The sequence below is a fragment of the Burkholderia sp. Ax-1720 genome (assembly GCF_011753035.1).
GTDB lineage: Bacteria > Pseudomonadota > Gammaproteobacteria > Burkholderiales > Burkholderiaceae > Burkholderia > Burkholderia gladioli.
Window position 1 is genome coordinate 1 of the sequence record NZ_VWWK01000005.1, and the last position, 16979, is coordinate 16979.

Sequence of the window (16979 nt, forward strand, 5' to 3'; positions counted from 1 at the left end):
AATACCTGGGCCGTATCGATACACAGGTGAAGATTCGCGGCTTCCGGATGGAGTTGGGAGAGATCGAGGCGGCGCTGGCAGCCTTGCCGGGCGTTCGCGAATCGCTGGTGATGGCGCGCGAGGACGAACCGGGCGAGAAGCGCCTGGTGGCCTATCTGGTGTTTGCCGCCGAGCATCCCGCCCAGGACGCCGCGCAACTGCGCACGGCGCTGTCGCGCAGCCTGCCGGACTTCATGTTGCCGGCCGCCTATGTCTCACTCGACCACTTCCCGCTGACGACAAACGGCAAGATCGACCGCAAGGCGCTACCGCATCCTTCACAGTCGGTCGCCGAACTCGACTACGTGGCCCCGCGCACGCCGATCGAGGAGCGGCTGGCCGCCATCTGGGCGCAGGTGTTGCGCCTGGACCGCATCAGCATCCACGAAGGTTTCTTCACGGCTGGCGGCGATTCGATTCGCGCCGTTTCCCTGTTGTCGAAAGCGCGCGCACAGGGTCTCGAATTCGCCTTGGTGGACCTTTTCACCCACCAGACCATCGCGAACCTGGCCCAGGCGCTGACGCTGTCCGATATCAGCGTGCTGCCGCAGACGTTCGACCTGAGCCTGAGCGAACACGACTCGGCGCGCCTGCCGGCTGACGTGGAAGACGCCTATCCGTTGACGGCCCTGCAACTGGGCATGGTGTATCACAACGAGCAGGCCAGCGAGGATGCGTCGTTGTATCACGACGTGTTCAGCTATCGCTTCGGCGTGCCGGCTTGGGATGAAACCACGCTGCGTCGCGTACTCGATGCGATGACGCGCCGGCACCCTGTGCTGCGCACCGCGTTCGATCTCGAACATTTCGAGGAGCCGTTGCAACTGGTGCATGCCGAAGCGCAGGTCCCGCTGACGGTGATCGACATCTCGATGCACGACGAAGCGCGGCAGGAGCAACTGCTGGCGGAATTCATGGAGGCAGAGCGCCGGGCAGCGGTTTCGCTCGACAAAGCGCCGCTGCTGCGCGTGTTCATCCACGTCCGCGGCGAGCAGGAGATTCAATACACGCTGAGCTTCCATCACGCGATCCTGGACGGCTGGAGTGTCGCGTCGCTGAACACAGAGCTGTTCCAGTCCTATCTCGCCGTATTGAGCGGCGATGAAACGAGCCTGACAGCACCGCCGCTGGCGCGCACGCCGCGCTCGGCGGTGGAGGCCGAGCGCGGAGCACTGGCCTCGGAAGCCCATCGCGGCTTCTGGCGCGAGTTCCTCGACGGCCACGCCTTCAGCGCCTTGCCGGCGCCCGACGCGCCGCTCGAAGCGAACGCCGTGCAACGCGCCTTCACCGCGCGGCTCGACGATTCGGTTCGCGCGCGACTCGGTTCGGTCGCCAACAGCCTGGGCGTGCCGGTACGCAGCGTATTGCTGGCGGCGCATCTGCGCGTGCTCTCGATGCTGGCGGGCAAGCTCGACGTGACCACGGGCCTGGTGTCGAACGTGCGCCAGGAGCAGGCCGACGGCGAGAAGGTGCTCGGCCTGTTCCTCAACACGCTGCCGCTGCGCCAGACGCTGGCGCCGATGAGCTGGGCCGAGCTGATCCGACAGACCTTCGGCACCGAGCTGAAGGTGATCCGCCATCGTCATTACCCGTATTTCCAGCTGCAACTCGAGAACGACCGGCAGGCGCTCTACGAAGTGGCGTTCAACTACGTGAACTTCCACGTCTACGAGTCGCTGGAGCAGGCAGCCGGCTTCGAGGCGCGCGGCGGGCAGGGTTTCGAGGCCACCAACTTCGCGATGGCGGTGAGCTTCGCCGATACCGTCGATGGCCTGACGATCGACATGAAGCTCGATCCGTCGCGGCTGTCGGCACGGCAGGGCGAGCGCATCCTGGCCTATTACATGGCGGCGCTGACGGCGATCGCCGGCGACGCCCAGGCCGATCACAGCCGCTGCGATCTGCTCCCGGACGCGGAGCGCCGCCGCTTGCTCGAGGAGTGGAATCGGACCGAAACGCCGTGTCCGTTCGATACGCCGGTCCACCTGCTGTTCGAAGCGCAGGCGGCGAGTACGCCGCATGCCACGGCGATCGTGGACGGCGCGCGTTCGCTCGATTACGCGACGCTCGACAGCCTGGCTACGCGCCTCGCGCGGCGGCTGGCCTCCGAGGGCGTGGAACCCGGCGAACGCGTGGCGATCCTGCTCGATCGTTCGATCGAGCTGATCGTCGCGCAACTGGCGATCCTCAAATGCGGCGCGCTCTACGTGCCGCTCGACCGTAACGCGCCGGTCGAACGGCAGGCCTTCATGCTGGCGGATTGCGCCGCGCATCTCGTGCTGACGCTCGGCGGCCTGGCCTTGCCGGAAGGCACGCAGGCAGGGCGCATCGATATCGACGCGGTGCTCGCGCAGCCCGACGACGAGGCGCGGCCGCTGCCGTCTCATCCTCACCCGGGCGGCGACCTCCCGGCCTACATCATGTATACCTCGGGTTCGACGGGGCAGCCCAAGGGCGTGGTGGTGCCGCATCGCGGCATCGCGCGGCTGGTGCTGAACAACGGCTACGCCGATTTCATTCACAGCGATCGAATCGCCTTCACCTCGAACCCGGCCTTCGACGCCAGCACCATGGAAGTCTGGGCGGCGCTGCTGCACGGCGCCTGCCTGGTGGTGGTGCCGCACGACGAGCTGCTGGCCGCGCCGCGCCTGGCCGAGCTGCTGCGGGCCGAGCGCGTCAACGTCCTGCACCTGGTGGCAGGGCTGCTCAGTTCCTACGCGGACGCGCTCGCGCCGGTGTTCCCGACGCTGCGCTACCTGCTCACCGGCGGCGACGCCGCGGACGTGCGCGCGGTGCAGCGGATCATGCGCAACAGCCCGCCGCAGCACCTGATTCATTGCTACGGCCCGACCGAGTCGACCACCTTCGCCACCACCTACACGTTGCGCGCCGATGCCGAGCCGATGGAGCGCCTGCCGATCGGCCGGCCGATCTCGAACACGCGCGTCTACCTGCTCGACGCGCATGGCCAACTGGCGCCGACCGGCGTGCCGGGCGAGTTGCATGTCGGCGGCCAGGGCGTGGCGCTCGGCTACCTGAATCGCGAGGCGCTGACGGCCGAGCGTTTCGTGCGCGACCCGTTCTCGGCCTCGCCCGCGGCACGCCTGTACCGGACCGGCGATCTGGCGCGCCATCTGCCCGACGGCAATATCGAGTACCTGGGCCGCAACGACATGCAGGTCAAGATCCGCGGCTTCCGCGTCGAGCCGGGCGAGATCGAGGCCAAGCTCGGCGAGTACGGCCTGCGCGACGCGATCGTGATCGCGCGCGAGGACGTGCCGGGCGAGAAGCGGCTGGTGGTCTATCACACCGATGTCGCTTGCGATGTCGAGGCGGTGCGCGTCCATCTGCGCCGGAGCCTGCCGGAGTACATGGTGCCGGCCGCCTACGTGGCGCTGCCGCAACTGCCGCTGACGGCCAACGGCAAGCTCGACCGCCGTGCCTTGCCGGCGCCCGATGCGACCGCCTTCGCGCGACGCGACTACGAGGCGCCGGTCGGCGAGGCGGAAACCGCCGTGGCCGCCGTGTGGGCGGAGCTGCTGGGCGTGGAGCGGGTCGGCCGTCATGACGATTTCTTCGAACTCGGCGGCCACTCGCTGCTGGCGGTGCGCGTGACGGGCCGCTTGCGCCATCGCTTCGGCGATGCCGCCTCGCTCAAGGCCCTGTTCGCCGCGCCGAGCCTGGCGGCCTTCACCGCGCGCATCGAGAGCGCGGCCTGGCCCGCGACGACGGCAGGCAAGGCCGGCGGTCCCGCGCGCCCAGCGCGTTTCGAGGCGAGCGCCGCTGCCGCGCGCCGCGCCGCCGGCCGGCCGTTCCCGCTGTCCTACGTGCAGGAGCGGCTCTGGCTGATCCAGCAGCGCGACGGCGGCCGCGCCTACAACATGACGGCGGTGCTGGTGCTGGATGGCCCCTTGGCCATGCCGTCGCTGCAGGCCGCCTTCGATGCGCTGGTCGCGCGTCACGAGACGCTGCGCACGCGTTTCGACATCGCGCCGGGCAGCGACCTGCCTTCGCAGTTCGTCGAGGCGCCGTATGCGGTCGCGCTGCCGCTGGACGAGCTCGCGCCCGCTGGCCTGCTCGGCGCGCTCGACCGCCACGCCAGCATCGAATTCGACCTGCGCGGCGGCCCGCTGCTCGACGTGCGCGTGATGCGGCTCGCGCCGCAACGGCATGTGGTGTCGATCGTGATGCACCACATCGTCTCGGACGGCTGGTCGCTCGGCGTGTTCGTGCAGGACCTGCGTGGCCTCTACGTCGCGCATCGCGATGCGCTGGCCGGCGCGCCGGGGCCGTTCGCGGCGCTGCCGCCGCTGGCCGCGCAATATGGCGACTACGCCTGCAGGCAGCGCGAGCAGGACCTGCAACCGCAACTGGCCTACTGGCGCTCGATGCTGGAGGGTTACGGCGCGCCGGTGGACCTGAGCGTGCCCGGCACGCCGGCCGAGGCGGCTCATGGGCCGGCCGGCATCGTGCGGCGCAGTCTGCCGCCGGCGCTGGCCGCGCAGCTCGCGCGCCTGGGCCGACAGCACGGCGTGAGCCTGTTTACGGTGTTCCTGGTCGCGCTCGGCGTGCTGCATCATCGCCAGGGCGGCCGCGAGGACATCTGCATCGGCACCACCACGGCGGGCCGCGACGACGCGCTGCTCGAACCGATGATCGGCTTCTTCATCAACATCCTGCCGCTGCGCCTGGACCTGTCGGGCGTACCGGACCTGGCCGCGCTGCTGGCGCGGGCGGGCCGGCTGGTGCTCGATGCGCTCGATCACCAGGCGCTGCCGTTCGAGCACATGCTGGCCGCGGTGCCCGCGATGCGCCAGCCCGACGGGCGCTCGCCCGTGCCGGTGATGCTGCGTCACCAGAACGTGCCGTCGATCCAGGCCGACGACTGGGGCGGCGGCCTGGTGCTGGCGCCGCTCGACAGCATCGCCGACCCCGAGGCGCTGAGCCGGCCGGCCCAGTCGGATCTCGATCTGGAGATCTTCGGCGACGCCGACGGGCTCGAGCTGGTCGCGAACTACGACAGCCTGCGCTTCGATGCCACCCAGATCGGCTTCATGCTGGGCACGCTGCAGGCGCTGCTGGAGCGCATGGTCGAGCTGCCGGGCGCGTCGCTGGCGGCGCTGCGCGAGCCGCTGCCGATCGAACGCGCGCTGCTGGCGGGTTCGAACCAGACGGCCCGCGAGTTCGAGGCGACCAGCATCAACGAACTGTTCGCGCGCCGCGTGGCCCTGCATCCCGATGCACCGGCCTGTCGTTTCGAGGGGCGCACCGCCAGCTTCGCCGAGCTCGACCGGCTGGCCGATCGCATCGCGGGCGCGCTGCATCGGCGCGGCATCGAGGCCGGCATGCGGATCGCGCTGCACGCGCCGCGCTCGATCGATTTCGTCGCGGCGATCCTGGCCTCGTTCCGGCTCGGCACCACCTATGTGCCGATCGACCCCGGTTATCCGGCCGCCTATGTCCGGCGCACGCTCGACGACGCGATGCCGGCGGCGATCGTCACCAGCGCGGCGCTGGCGCCGTCGTTCGCCGATACCGGGCTGGCGGTGCTGCGGCTCGACGTGCCGGAGGACCTGGAGACGGAAGCCGGCGCGCTACCGCCGGCCGTCGCGACGCGCCCCGACGACCTGGCCTACATCGCCTACACCTCGGGCTCGACCGGCCAGCCCAAGGGCGTGATGGTCGAGCATCGGCAGGTGCTGAACTGCCTGCAGGCCCTGTGGGCGCGCACGCCGTTCGCCGCCGACGAGGTGGTCGGGCAGAAGACCTCGATGTCCTTCGTGCCTTCGATCAAGGAGATGTTGTCGGGCCTGCTGGCCGGCGTGCCCCAGGTGATCTTCCCCGATGCGCTGGTCAAGGACGCGCCGGCCTTCGCGGCGGCCCTGCAACAGCACGGCGTGACACGCCTGAACCTGGTGCCCTCGCACCTAGCGGTGCTGCTCGACCATGCCGACCGGCTCGGCGCGCTGCGCCACGTCACCACGGCCGGCGAGCCCCTGAGCCGGCGCCTGGCGATGCGCTTCGCGGCCTTGCTGCCGCGGGCGAGGCTGCACAACAACTACGGTTGCAGCGAGCTGAACGACATCACCTACGGCGAGGACCAGGGGCTGGTCGCGCAGCAGGCGGTGATGCCGGCCGGGCGGCCGATCGCCAACTGCCGCGTGCACCTGCTCGACGCGGCGCTGGCGCCGGTGCCGGTCGGCGCGGTGGGCGCGATCTACGTGGAAGGGGCCTCGGTCGGCCCCGGCTACTGGAACCGTCCGGACCTGACGGCCGAGCGTTTCCTGCGCCATCCGTCCGGCGCCTGGCTGCTGCGCACCGGCGATATCGGCCAGTGGCTGGCCGACGGCCAACTGCTGCACCTGGGCCGCGAGGATTTCCAGATCAAGGTGCGCGGCCAGCGTGTCGAGCTGCCGGCCGTCGAGCTGGAACTCGGCGCGCATCCGGACCTCGCGGCCGCCGCCGCGATCGGCCGCGCGGCGCCCGGCGACGAGGCGGGCGAGCTGCAGTTGGTGGCCTTCTACGTGCCGGCGCGCGGCGCGCGGCCCGACGCGAACACGCTGCACGCCTGGTTGTCGGAGCGCCTGCCGGCGCAGATGGTGCCGAGCCGCTTCGTGGCGCTGGAGGCGCTGCCGGCCTTGCCCAACGGCAAGCTCGACCGGCTCGCGCTGCGCGCCATCGATCCCGGCGCGGCCAGCGAGGCCGGCCAAGCCTACGAGGCGCCGGTCGGCGAGCTGGAGCGCATGCTGGCGGGCATCTGGGGCGAGGCACTGGAAGTCTGGCGGGTCGGCCGCCACGACAACTTCTTCGCGATCGGCGGCCATTCGCTGATGGCGGCGCAGGTGGCGGCGCGCGCGAGCGAGCAGACCGGCGTGAAGCTGTCGGTGCGCAGCATCTTCGATACGCGCACGGTGGCCAGGCTGGCGGCCTGGATCGAGACGGCGCGGGCCGCGCCCAGCGAATTCGCGGGCCGCCAGTCGAACGATGCCGACAGCGGTGCCGAATTCGTGAGCTTCCACGCCTCGGGCAGCGAGCGGCCCTTGTTCCTGACCCACACGCTGCAGGGTTATTCCTGGTATTTCGAGCACCTTGCCGCCCATATCGATGCGTCGATCCCGGTGGTGGGCCTGCCGCCGCTGGCGCTCGGCCAGCCGCAGCCGGACACGCTGGATACGATCGCCGCGCGTTTCGTCGGGCTGATGCGCTCGATCCAGCCGCGCGGGCCGTATCGCGTGGCGGGCTGGTCCTTCGGCGGCCTGATCGCCTACGAGATCGCCGCGCAACTGATCGGGCAGGGCGAGGAGATCGAGTTCCTCGGTGTGTTCGACACCACGCTGCCGCCCGAGGGGCCCGCCATCGACCGGGAGCAGATCGCGCGGGTCGCGCTACATTCATTCGCGATCAACAACTTCAGCGACTTCGATGCGGATACGATCGACTTCGAGCATGCCGGCGATATCGCGGCGCTGATCGAGACCATGGTGCAGGCGATCGAGGCGCGCCGCGAGGCGGGCCGGCCGCTCTGGCACCTGTCCTACGAGACGGCGCGGGAGAACCGGCTGTTCCTGGAGCGCCTGGTGGCGCACGGCAGGGCCATGAGCAGTTGGCGGCCCAGGCGCGTGCCGGTGGCGATGCATGTGTTCGCCGCCGCCGATGCCGCCATCACGCCGCTGGAGGGGCATGCCGCCTTGCCCGAGGCGCTGGGCTGGGAGGCGCTGGTCGAGCGCGCCGACATCGAGCTGGTGAGCGTGCCGGGCAATCACGAAACCATCATCAAGCTGCATGCCGACAAGCTGGGCCGGGCGATCGGCGCGGCCCTGGCGCGGCGGCCGGCATTGCACGGCGAGGAACGGGAATGAGCGCAAGCATGACGACGAGAGAGGGTAGCGCGCGGGGAGCTGCGGGCTCGCGCCCGGCAGCCGGCGGCGGGCCGGGACGTGTCGCGAGGGAGGGACGATGGGCTTGACGTCCCCGAGCCCGGCTCGCCGCGATTCGCGCGCGGCGTTCGGCTTCCTGCTGGCCACCGCGCTGATGAACTCGCTGTCCTTCGGCATCGTGCTGCCGGTGCTGCCGAACCTGATCAAGCTGATGACGGGCGGCGACACCGCCCAGGCCAGCGAGTGGAGCAGCCTGTTCGCGATGGCCTGGGGGGCGATGCAACTGGTCTGCGGGCCGGCCTTCGGCGCCTTGTCGGACCGCATCGGGCGCCGGCCGGTGCTGCTGGTCTCGCTGTTCGGCTTCGCCCTCGACGCGTTCGCGATGGCGCTCGCGCCGAACCTGGCCTGGCTGTTCGTGGGCCGCGTGCTGAGCGGGGTGACCGCCTCCAGCCTGGTGACGGCCAATGCCTACGTGGCCGACGTGACGCCGCCCGAGGGCCGGGCGCGCGCCTTCGGGCGGATCGGCGCGGCGGTCAGCTTCGGCTTCCTGGCCGGGCCGGTGCTCGGCGGCCTGCTGGCCGGCATCGACCTGCGGCTGCCCTGTTACCTGTCCGGCGTGCTGGCGACGCTGAACTTCCTCTACGGGCTCAAGGCGCTGCCCGAATCGCTGGCGCCCGAAGCGCGCGCGGCCCGCTTCGACTGGCGCCGCCTCAACCCCTTCGCGTCCTTCGCCTGGCTGCGCTCGCGCGGCGACCTGTTCGGGCTCGCGCTGCTGGCCTTCCTGTTCCCGCTGGCCTGGATGGTGGCGCCGACCATCTTCGTGCTCTACGGCGGCTATCGCTATGGCTGGAGCCCGGCGCAGATCGGCCTGGTGATGATGTTGAGCGGCGCGCTCGGCACCCTGGTGCAGGTCGGCCTGGTGGGCCCGATCGTGGCGCGCGTCGGCGAGCGCGGCGCGCTGCTGCTGGGCGCCGCCGGCGGCGTGATCGGCTACGCCTGCTTCGGGCTGGCGGCCACGGGCATCGCCTACCTGGCGATCATGCCCGTCTACGTGCTGTTCAACCTGTTCATGCCGGCCTTGCAGGGGCTCATGACACGGCGCGTCGGGGAACTGGAGCAGGGGCAGTTGCAGGGATCCCTGCAGGCCTTCTCGGGGCTCGCGGCGATCCTCGGGCCGCTGGTCTACGGCGCGGCCTTCTCCTGGTCGATCGGTACGCAACTGGCGCGGCCGATGCCGGGTTTCGCCTACTACATCGCGGCGCTGCTGATGGCGGGTGCCTTGCTGCTGGGCTGGCGCGTCGCGCGGCCGGTCGCGGAGGAAACGGCGCAGGCCGCGGAAGCGGTGGCGCGCTAGCTCGCGCGATTCCTCGTCGATATCAAGCCGGCTTCACGGCGACTTCATGCCGGCTTCACGGCGACGACGAGCCGATGGTCCCCGTCGCCAGCGCGAGCGCCGCGGCCGCCGAGCGCGCGCCGGCGTAACTGTCCACCTCGGCATTGCGCGCCGCGAGCAACTGGCTCTGGGCTAGCGTGGCGTCGGTGATCGAGCCCACGCCGCTGCGGTAGGCGGTCAGCGCCGCGTCGTAGCTGGTTTGCGCGGCCTCGACCAGCGCCTGCGCCGCCTCGTGCGAGGCGAGGCTGGTCTGCACGGCGTTCTGCGCCACCACCACCTGGCGCACCGCTTCATCCTGGGTGCGCGTGAGCCGTGCCGAGGCGCTTTGCGCGTCGTTGCGCGCCTGCATCAGCACGGCCGAGCGCAGGCCGCCGTCGTACAGCGGAATCGTCACGCCGAGGAACACGCCGCTGCCGTAGCGGCTGCCGTTCAGGTTGACGGTCGGCGACTGGTCGCCGATCGCCGGCAGCGCCGAGATCGCGGTATGGCCGCTCGCATAGGACGTGGAGGCCGACAGGAACACCTTCGGCATGAAGGCCGCTTCGGCGGCGCGGATCTTCGCGCGATTGGCCTTCTCCATCGCATAGGCGCCCTGCAGGTCGGGACGGCGCGCGATCGCGTCGGCGACGATCGCGTCCACCGAGGCGCCCAGCGTGGCCGGCAGCGGCCGCTCGGGCAGCTCGGCGATCAGCGGCTTCGACAGCGGCGAGATGCCGAGCGCCGATACCAGCGCGAGGTAGCTGTCGCTTTCGCTGCCTTGCGCCTGCACCAGCGCGAGATTGGCCTGGGCGCGATTCTGCGTCGCCTGCGCCACCTCGACCACGGTGCCCACGCCGTGCTTGAGCCGCGCGCGGGCCGCCGCCAGGATCGCGTCGGCGTTGGCCAGCCCCTGCCGCGCGCTGCGGGCCCGCGAGCGCGCGGCGTCGTAGCGGTAATAGGCGACGCTCACGTCGTGGATCACCTGCTGGTGCACCGCCGTGAAGGCCACGTTCGAGGCGATCGAGGCCTGCTCGGCCACCTCCACGCGCGCCGCGCGCCCGCCGAAGTCGAACAGCAGCCATTGCAGCGAGAGCGCCGAGATGGTGCCGTGCGCGGTGTTGTCGCTGGAGGCGTCGCCGAGCAGGGTCGAGGTCGAGCCGTGGCTGGTCTGGTAGGCGCCCATCGCCGTGGCCGACAGTTGCGGCAGGTAGGCCGCCTTGGCGATGCCGACCGCCAGCGCCGCGTTGCGCGCGTCGTTCCAGGCGATGCGCGTCAGCGGGTTGCTCGATTCGGCCAGGTCGATCAACTCGGGCAGCGTGTAGGGATGCGCGGCGTCGAGCGCCGCGGGCGGCGCCACCGAGGCCAGCGCGGGCGTGGCCGGCAGCGTGTAGTCGCGCGCGGCGCCCTGGGCGGCGGCGCGTGCCGGCGACGAGACGATCTCGCCCTGTGCCGAGGTGGGCGCCGTCCAGGGCCGGTCGGGCGCTTCCGGCGCCAGCTCGATCGAGGAGGTCGCGCAGCCGGCCAGCGCCAGGCTGGCGGCCAGGGCGGCGGTGAGGGCGGTGGCGATGGGGGCGACCGTCGATTCAGGTCGACGCATGAGGGGCGGGCTCCTTCGGTCCGGCTTGACGGGCGGCCTCGGCGATCCGGGCCAGCCGCGCGTCGATCAGGTTCAGCAAGGCATCGCGCGGGGTGGCGGCGGTGCCTGCCTCGGGATGCGGGGCGGCGGTGGTGACGGAAGGCGTTGCCGAGGCGCTGGCGGCGGGGGCGTTGTCGTCGTTCGGCTTGTCGTTGTTTAGCTCGCCGCCATCCAGCGTGCCGTCGTTCAACTCGTCGTTGTTCAGCTTGCCTTTGTTCAGCCCGCTGTCGTCCAGCTTGCTGTTTTTCAGCCCGCCATCGCCCAGCCCGCCGTCGTTCAATTCGGTCACGCGCGCGAGCCGCGCGCCGATCGCCGCATCGCCGGGCTCGCGCTCGGCGAGCAGGAACAGCGGCGCCTCCAGCGCGCCGAGCTCGGCCAGCGCGCGCCGCCGGCTGCTCAGCCAGCCCGCGGCCGGCCGCACCCAGGACGGTTCGTAGTGAATCAGGCCGAGCTCCTGGGCGATCGCGCCGTGTCGCGCGAAGGCCTCGGCGGCCAGCACGCGCCGCTCGGCCGGCTGCGCCACCGTCGCCAGGCGCCGCCATTGGCCGAGCAGCGCGGCCAGGGCCACGTCGATCTGCTTGCCGATGCTGACCGGCCAGATTCGCGTGAACACCAGGTAGACCACGAGGTTGCCGATCAGGATGCCGATCGTGCGATCGCGCGCGAGCGTCAGGTCGAAGCCGGGGCCGGCGCCCTGGATCACGCACAGGAAGAAGGCGAAGGCCACCTGGAAGCCGGCGTAGGCGATGCGCGGCGAGCCGAACGCAACCCAGGCCGACAGCCAGGCGCCCACCAGCACCAGCGCCAGCAGTTGCTCGATCGAGGACAGCGCCGGCACCACGAACACCAGCGCGGCGGTGCCCAACAGCGCGCCGACCAGGCAGCCGGCGATCCGCAGCGTGAGCTTCTCGACGGTCTCGGCGGTGGAGCCGAGCGAGACCATGTAGCAGGTGATGAAGCAGGTGTGGATGCCGGACCAGTCGAGCTGCGAGTAGAGCAGGTAGCAGAACATCGCGGCGGCGGTGGTCTTCAGCGCGTAGCGGACGTGGTCCGGGTTGCTGCGCGCGTCGGGCAGGAAGAAGCCGCCGCCCGGCTTCGGCGGCGGCGCGGTTTCGGCGGCGGGCGGCGGCGAGGCTTGCGCGGCAGGCTCCGCGAAGTGCGTGATTACCGCGTGCAGCTCCGTCGCCACGGCGCGCGCGAGCGGCGGCAGCGCCTCGGCCGGCGGCGGCGCGAGCCTCACCTCCACCGGGTAGCCGCCTCGTTCGAGGATGGCGGCCATCTCGTCGAGCGTGGCGGCGAGGCTCGCGCGAAGCTCGTCGGGCAAGCGCGCCTCGGGCTCGCGATCGGCCAGCGCGACCGTCACCAGCAGCGCGGTGCTCGACGCGATCGCCTGCCGGAGCGGGCCGACGTCGGCCGCGGAGGTCGAGCCTTCCAGCTTCGACAGCTTGAGCCAGGTGAGCAAGGGCTTGTCGCCCTCGCGCAGGGCGGCGTCGAAGCCGTCGCGGGCGGCCTCGTCGCCCTGCAGCCGCCGCGCGGCCAGCCGCAGCCGCCGGGCGAGCTGGCCGAGCATGAGCCGGCGCGGCGAGGGCGCCACCAGCAGGTTGACCACGATCGACACGCCCACCGGAATCGCGACCATCAGCCAGACATACAGCAGCGCGCGCGTGGCGGCCTCGCCGAACGGCGCGAGGCCGAGCTCGTCGAGCCCGAAGCCGACGATCATCGCCAGGATCGCGCCGACCGGGCGCAGCTTGCTGGCCGAGGTGAGGTAGAGCAGCCCGACCGAGAGCACCACCATGCAGGCCACCCGCAGGATCGCGTAGTCGATGCTGAGGATCGCCACGCCGAGCACCAGCGCGATCACGATGCTCACGATCAGCATCAGCGCGACGGCCAGCAGGCTGCTGGTGACGCGGTCGGCGCGGTTCAGGAAGAACACCACGTAGGCGGACAGCGCCGCCTCGGGCGTGCCGTAGACGCTGGCCACCAGCACCGTGACGGCGCAGATCAGGGCGATCCGCCAGGCCATCGCGGCGCGGCCCGGGAACGGCGCGAGCAGGCGCAGCAGCTCGCGCGGGCCCGGCGCGCGGATCTCAGCGGCAGGCCGAGCCATGCCGGACCTCGACGATCGCGCTGGCGCCCACGCGCACCAGCCGCGCATCGGGTTCGTCGAGCCTGACGCGCACCGGGAAGCGCTGCGCCACATGCACCCAGTTCACCGAGCGCTGCACGATCGGCAGCGAGCGCGGCAGGTTGATGCGATCGCTGTCGGCGATGCCGGCGCCGATGCCGACCACCTTGCCCGTCATCGCGCGGCCGCGGTCGATCATCGAGTAGACGGTGGCGCAGTCGCCCACCGCGATGCGGTTCAGCGAGGTCTCGCGGAAGTTGCCGACCGCGAACCACTCGCTCGCATCGATCAGCGTGAAGATCGACTGGTTCGGCGCCAGGGTTTCGCCCTCCAGCACCGACAGGCCCGTCACCAGCCCGTCGTGCGGGGCGCGCACCACCGTGTCGTCGAGCGCGTGTTGCGCGCGGGCCAGCGCGGCCTCGCGCGCGTGCAGGGTGGCGATCGCGTCGGCCTCGTCGCCGATGGTCTGCGCCGAGGCGCGCTGCTGCTCGCGCGCCTGCGCCAGCGACACGGCCGCGTCGCGCTGGCGGACCTTGGCCTGGTCGAACTGCTGGGCGCTGACATAGGCCTGCGCGGCCAGCGGCGCGAGCCGGTCCACGTCGCGCGTGGCGAGATCGTGGTTCTGCGTGGCGCGCTTGACCTGCTCGGCGGCGACCGTCGCGTTGGCGCGCTCGCCGATCAGCGAGCGGCGGCGCGTGGCCAGCGAGGCTTGCGCGAGTTCGAGGTCGGCCTGGGCCTGGGCCACCGTCAGGCGATAGGGCACGGGATCGATCTGGTAGAGCAGCGCGCCCTTGGCGACGCGCTGGTTCTCGTGCACCGCGAGCCGCACGATGCGCCCGCCCACCGGCGAGGCCACGTGCACCACGTCGGCGTCGATCGAGGCGTCGTCGGTGGAGGGATAGGCGGTGGTGCGATGCCAGGCATAGGCCAGCGCGGCGATGCCGAGCACGACGATCGCCAGCGCGATCAGGCGGCCCTTCGCGGAGGGGCGGGCGACGCCGGCGGCCTTCATGCGAAGGGCCCCGTGCCGGCCAGCCAGACGATCACCGCCACCACCAGCCCGAGCGCGCTGCACACGGCGAGCTGGTAGGGCACGGTGGCGGCCCAGCCGGTGGCGACGAACACGCGATGCGCGACGATCGCGGCGATCACGCCGAGCACGGCGCTGAGCAGCCAGAGCGGGAAGTAGGCGCCGAACAGTTCGTAGGCGGGGGCGCCGCGCGAGGCGCAGCCGGCCAGGGGCAGGGATAGGGCGGGCGCGAGGACGGCGGCGCTGCGCAGGGGCCCGCGCGGCATGGTTTTTCTCATGATGTGACGGGCTCGACGATGGGAGGGGGCCGGGCGCGGCGCGAGGCGGGCGGTCGCTTCGACAAGGCCGGCCCGCGATATGGGCCCGATGATAAATCATCGCGATGGGCCTAGCCAGTCGCCGCGGCCGGCCGCGATGCCGGCCGTTGTTTCCCGGTGTTTCCGAATCCGCGCCGCTTAGCAGCTTTGCTGCTTTGTTCAGGAGAATTCATCGTTTCGCTGGCGCGGCGGCCGATGTCAACATGGCGCGCCACCGGGTCGACACGATCGATGCCGGTGCAGGGATCACCACCGCACACGGAACGCCAAGATGAAAAAGACACTGCTCGCCGCGACGCTCGCCACGCTCACCGGCTTCGCCGCTCTCGCACCCTCGCTCGCCCACGCCGATCGCCTCGACGACATCAAGCAGGCCGGCGTGCTGCGCGTGGCCACCTTCGACAGCAACCCGCCCTTCGGTTATGTCGACCCGGCCAGCAACCATATCGTCGGGCTCGACGTCGACTATGCCCGCGCCTTGGCCGACAAGCTCGGCGTCAAGCTCGAGCTGCAATCGACCAACCCCGCCAACCGCATTCCGTTCCTGACCTCGCGCAAGGTCGACCTGGTGCTGGCGAACTTCACGATCACCGACGAGCGCGCCAAGCAGGTCGATTTCAGCATTCCGTATTTCTCCTCGGGCCAGCAGTTCCTGGCGAAGAAGGGCGTGCTGAAGTCGAAGGACCAGCTCGACGGCCTGCGCATCGGCGCAGACAAGGGCACCACCAACGAGATCGCGGTGCGCGAGCAGTTCCCCAAGGCGACCGTGGTGGCCTATGACGACACGCCCTTCGCGTTCGCCGCGCTGCGCGCCGGCAACGTGCAGGCGATCACGCAGGACGGCCCCAAGCTGGTGGGCCTGCTCGCCAACGTGCCGGACAAGCAGAAGTACGAGATTCCGCCGTTCACCATCACCAACGACTACATGGGCGTGGGCATCCCGAAGGGCGAGCCGCGCCTGGTGGCCTTCGTCAACGACACGCTCAAGGGGCTGGAGGCGAACGGCACCGCCAACACCATCTACAACCGCTGGTTCGGGCCGACTACCAAGACGCCGCTCACGCGCACCTTCAAGATCGGCGACAAGACCTGAGCCTCTCGACGTAACGGCAGCAAGCCAAGATGATCGATAGCTTCCTCGCGCCGAAATACCTGCTGTGGCTGTGGCAGGGGTTCGGCGTGACGCTCGGGCTGGCGCTCGCCGCCGGCCTGTCGTCCACCTGCCTGGGCGCCGCGCTGGCGCTGGCGGGTCGTTCGCGCTGGCGCGCCGTGCGCGGCCTCGCGCGGCTCCATATCGGCGCCTTTCGCAACACGCCGCTGCTGGTGCAGTTGTTCTTCTGGTACTTCGGCGCGGCCACGCTGCTGCCCGACGAGGCGATCGCCTGGCTCAACGCGCAGCACATCCTGCCGACGCCGGCGGGCGCGCTGCGCTGGCCTTCGTTCGAATTCCTGGCGGGCTGGCTGGGCCTCAGCTGCTACACGGCGGCCTTCGTGGCCGGCGAGTTCGCCTCGGGCATCGCCGGCGTGCGCGAGGGCCAATGGCAGGCCGCCGCCGCGCTCGGGCTCACGCCCTGGCAGGCGTTCCGCCATATCGTGCTGCCGCAGGCGGTGCGCATCGCCTTGCCGCCGCTGTTCGGCCAATACATGAACCTCGTGAAGAATTCCTCGCTGACCATGGCCATCGGCCTGGCCGAGCTGTCCTATGCCTCGCGCCAGGTGGAAACCGAAAGCTTCCGCACCTTCGAGGCCTTCGGCGTGGCCACGCTGCTCTATATCCTCGCGATCGCGGCGCTGGAGGCCGCGCTGCACACCATCCGGCATCTGCGCGATACCCGCCTGGGAGCGCGCCGATGATGCCCTGGGAGCTGTTCGCCGGCAACCTGCGCTACCTGCTGGTCGGCGCCTTCCCCGACGGCCCGCTCGGCGGCGCGGCGCTCACCCTGGTGCTGGCGGTGGCCTCGGCGATCGCCTCGGGGCTGCTCGGTTTCGCCGCCGGCATCGCGCTGGCGATGGCGGGGCGCGCCGCGCGCGTGCCGCTGCTGGTGGTGATCGGCTTCTTCCGCGCGATTCCGGTGCTGATGCTGATTTTCTGGACCTACTTCCTGCTGCCGATCCTGTTCCATGTCGACGTGCCGGGGCTGGCGGCGGTGGTCTGCGCGCTGTCGCTGATCGGCGGCGCCTACCTGGCGCATTCGGTGCACGCGGGGATCGTCGCGGTCGGCGACGCGCAATGGCAGGCGGGGCTGTCGCTGGGCCTGACGCGCTGGCAGACGCTGCGCGAGGTGGTGCTGCCGCAGGCGGTGCGGATCATGGCGCCGTCCTTCGTCAACCAGTGGGTCTCGCTGGTGAAGGACACCTCGCTGGCCTATATCGTCGGCGTCAACGAGCTGTCCTTCGTCGCCACCCAGGTCAACAACCGGCTGATGGTCTATCCGATCCCGGTGTTCCTGTTCGTGGCCTTCCTCTACCTGGTGCTCTGCACCGCGCTCGATCGCGTGGCGATGTCGTGGTTCGCGCGGCGCCGCAAGAGCGTGAGCGAGGTGGTGGAAGCCACGGCGCCGGCGGTGTGAGCGGCGG

Annotated in this window: 9 protein-coding genes; 5 read left to right on the top strand and 4 right to left on the bottom strand. The window is 71.0% G+C overall.

The window, feature by feature from the left end; all coding sequences use genetic code 11:
• Nucleotides 1-14: 14 nt before the first annotated feature.
• Both F3J18_RS02770 and F3J18_RS02775 read left to right on the top strand, forming a co-directional pair.
• Nucleotides 15-7898, top strand: a complete 7884-nt coding sequence (locus tag F3J18_RS02770) for an amino acid adenylation domain-containing protein (RefSeq protein WP_345892515.1) — start codon at nt 15-17, stop codon at nt 7896-7898.
• 97 nt (nt 7899-7995) lie between these two features.
• Nucleotides 7996-9270 carry a tetracycline resistance MFS efflux pump gene (locus F3J18_RS02775; protein ID WP_029951477.1) on the top strand — a complete coding sequence of 425 codons (1275 nt, stop codon included), beginning with the start codon at nt 7996-7998 and terminating at the stop codon, nt 9268-9270.
• A gap of 55 nt (nt 9271-9325) precedes the next feature.
• On the opposite strand, the gene F3J18_RS02780 is transcribed toward F3J18_RS02775, so the two are convergent.
• From F3J18_RS02780 to F3J18_RS02795, 4 genes are read right to left on the bottom strand one after another with little or no spacing between them, the layout of a single operon-like run.
• Nucleotides 9326-10885 carry a TolC family protein gene (locus F3J18_RS02780; RefSeq protein ID WP_025101728.1) on the bottom strand — a complete coding sequence of 520 codons (1560 nt, stop codon included), beginning with the start codon at nt 10883-10885 and terminating at the stop codon, nt 9326-9328.
• Nucleotides 10872-13037 carry an FUSC family protein gene (locus F3J18_RS02785; RefSeq protein WP_166911238.1) on the bottom strand — a complete coding sequence of 722 codons (2166 nt, stop codon included), beginning with the start codon at nt 13035-13037 and terminating at the stop codon, nt 10872-10874. Before F3J18_RS02785 ends, F3J18_RS02780 begins: the two co-directional genes overlap by 14 nt.
• The gene (gene mdtN / locus F3J18_RS02790) at nt 13018-14067 is read right to left on the bottom strand and encodes a multidrug transporter subunit MdtN (protein ID WP_025101730.1); all 1050 of its coding nucleotides are present in this window, start codon (nt 14065-14067) and stop codon (nt 13018-13020) included. Before mdtN ends, F3J18_RS02785 begins: the two co-directional genes overlap by 20 nt.
• Nucleotides 14064-14363, bottom strand: coding sequence for a hypothetical protein (locus F3J18_RS02795; RefSeq protein WP_013690405.1), 300 nt, complete (start codon nt 14361-14363; stop codon nt 14064-14066). Before F3J18_RS02795 ends, mdtN begins: the two co-directional genes overlap by 4 nt.
• Nucleotides 14364-14685: 322 nt before the next feature.
• Between F3J18_RS02795 and F3J18_RS02800 the strand changes: the two genes are divergently transcribed.
• From F3J18_RS02800 to F3J18_RS02810, 3 genes are read left to right on the top strand one after another with little or no spacing between them, the layout of a single operon-like run.
• Nucleotides 14686-15495: an ABC transporter substrate-binding protein gene (locus tag F3J18_RS02800; protein WP_166911341.1), complete on the top strand. Its 810-nt coding sequence runs from the start codon at nt 14686-14688 to the stop codon at nt 15493-15495.
• A gap of 29 nt (nt 15496-15524) precedes the next feature.
• Nucleotides 15525-16256: an amino acid ABC transporter permease gene (locus tag F3J18_RS02805; protein WP_166911240.1), complete on the top strand. Its 732-nt coding sequence runs from the start codon at nt 15525-15527 to the stop codon at nt 16254-16256.
• On the top strand, nt 16256-16972 hold the full coding sequence (locus F3J18_RS02810; protein WP_025101734.1) for an amino acid ABC transporter permease: 717 nt from the start codon (nt 16256-16258) through the stop codon (nt 16970-16972). Before F3J18_RS02805 ends, F3J18_RS02810 begins: the two co-directional genes overlap by 1 nt.
• Nucleotides 16973-16979: the final 7 nt, after the last annotated feature.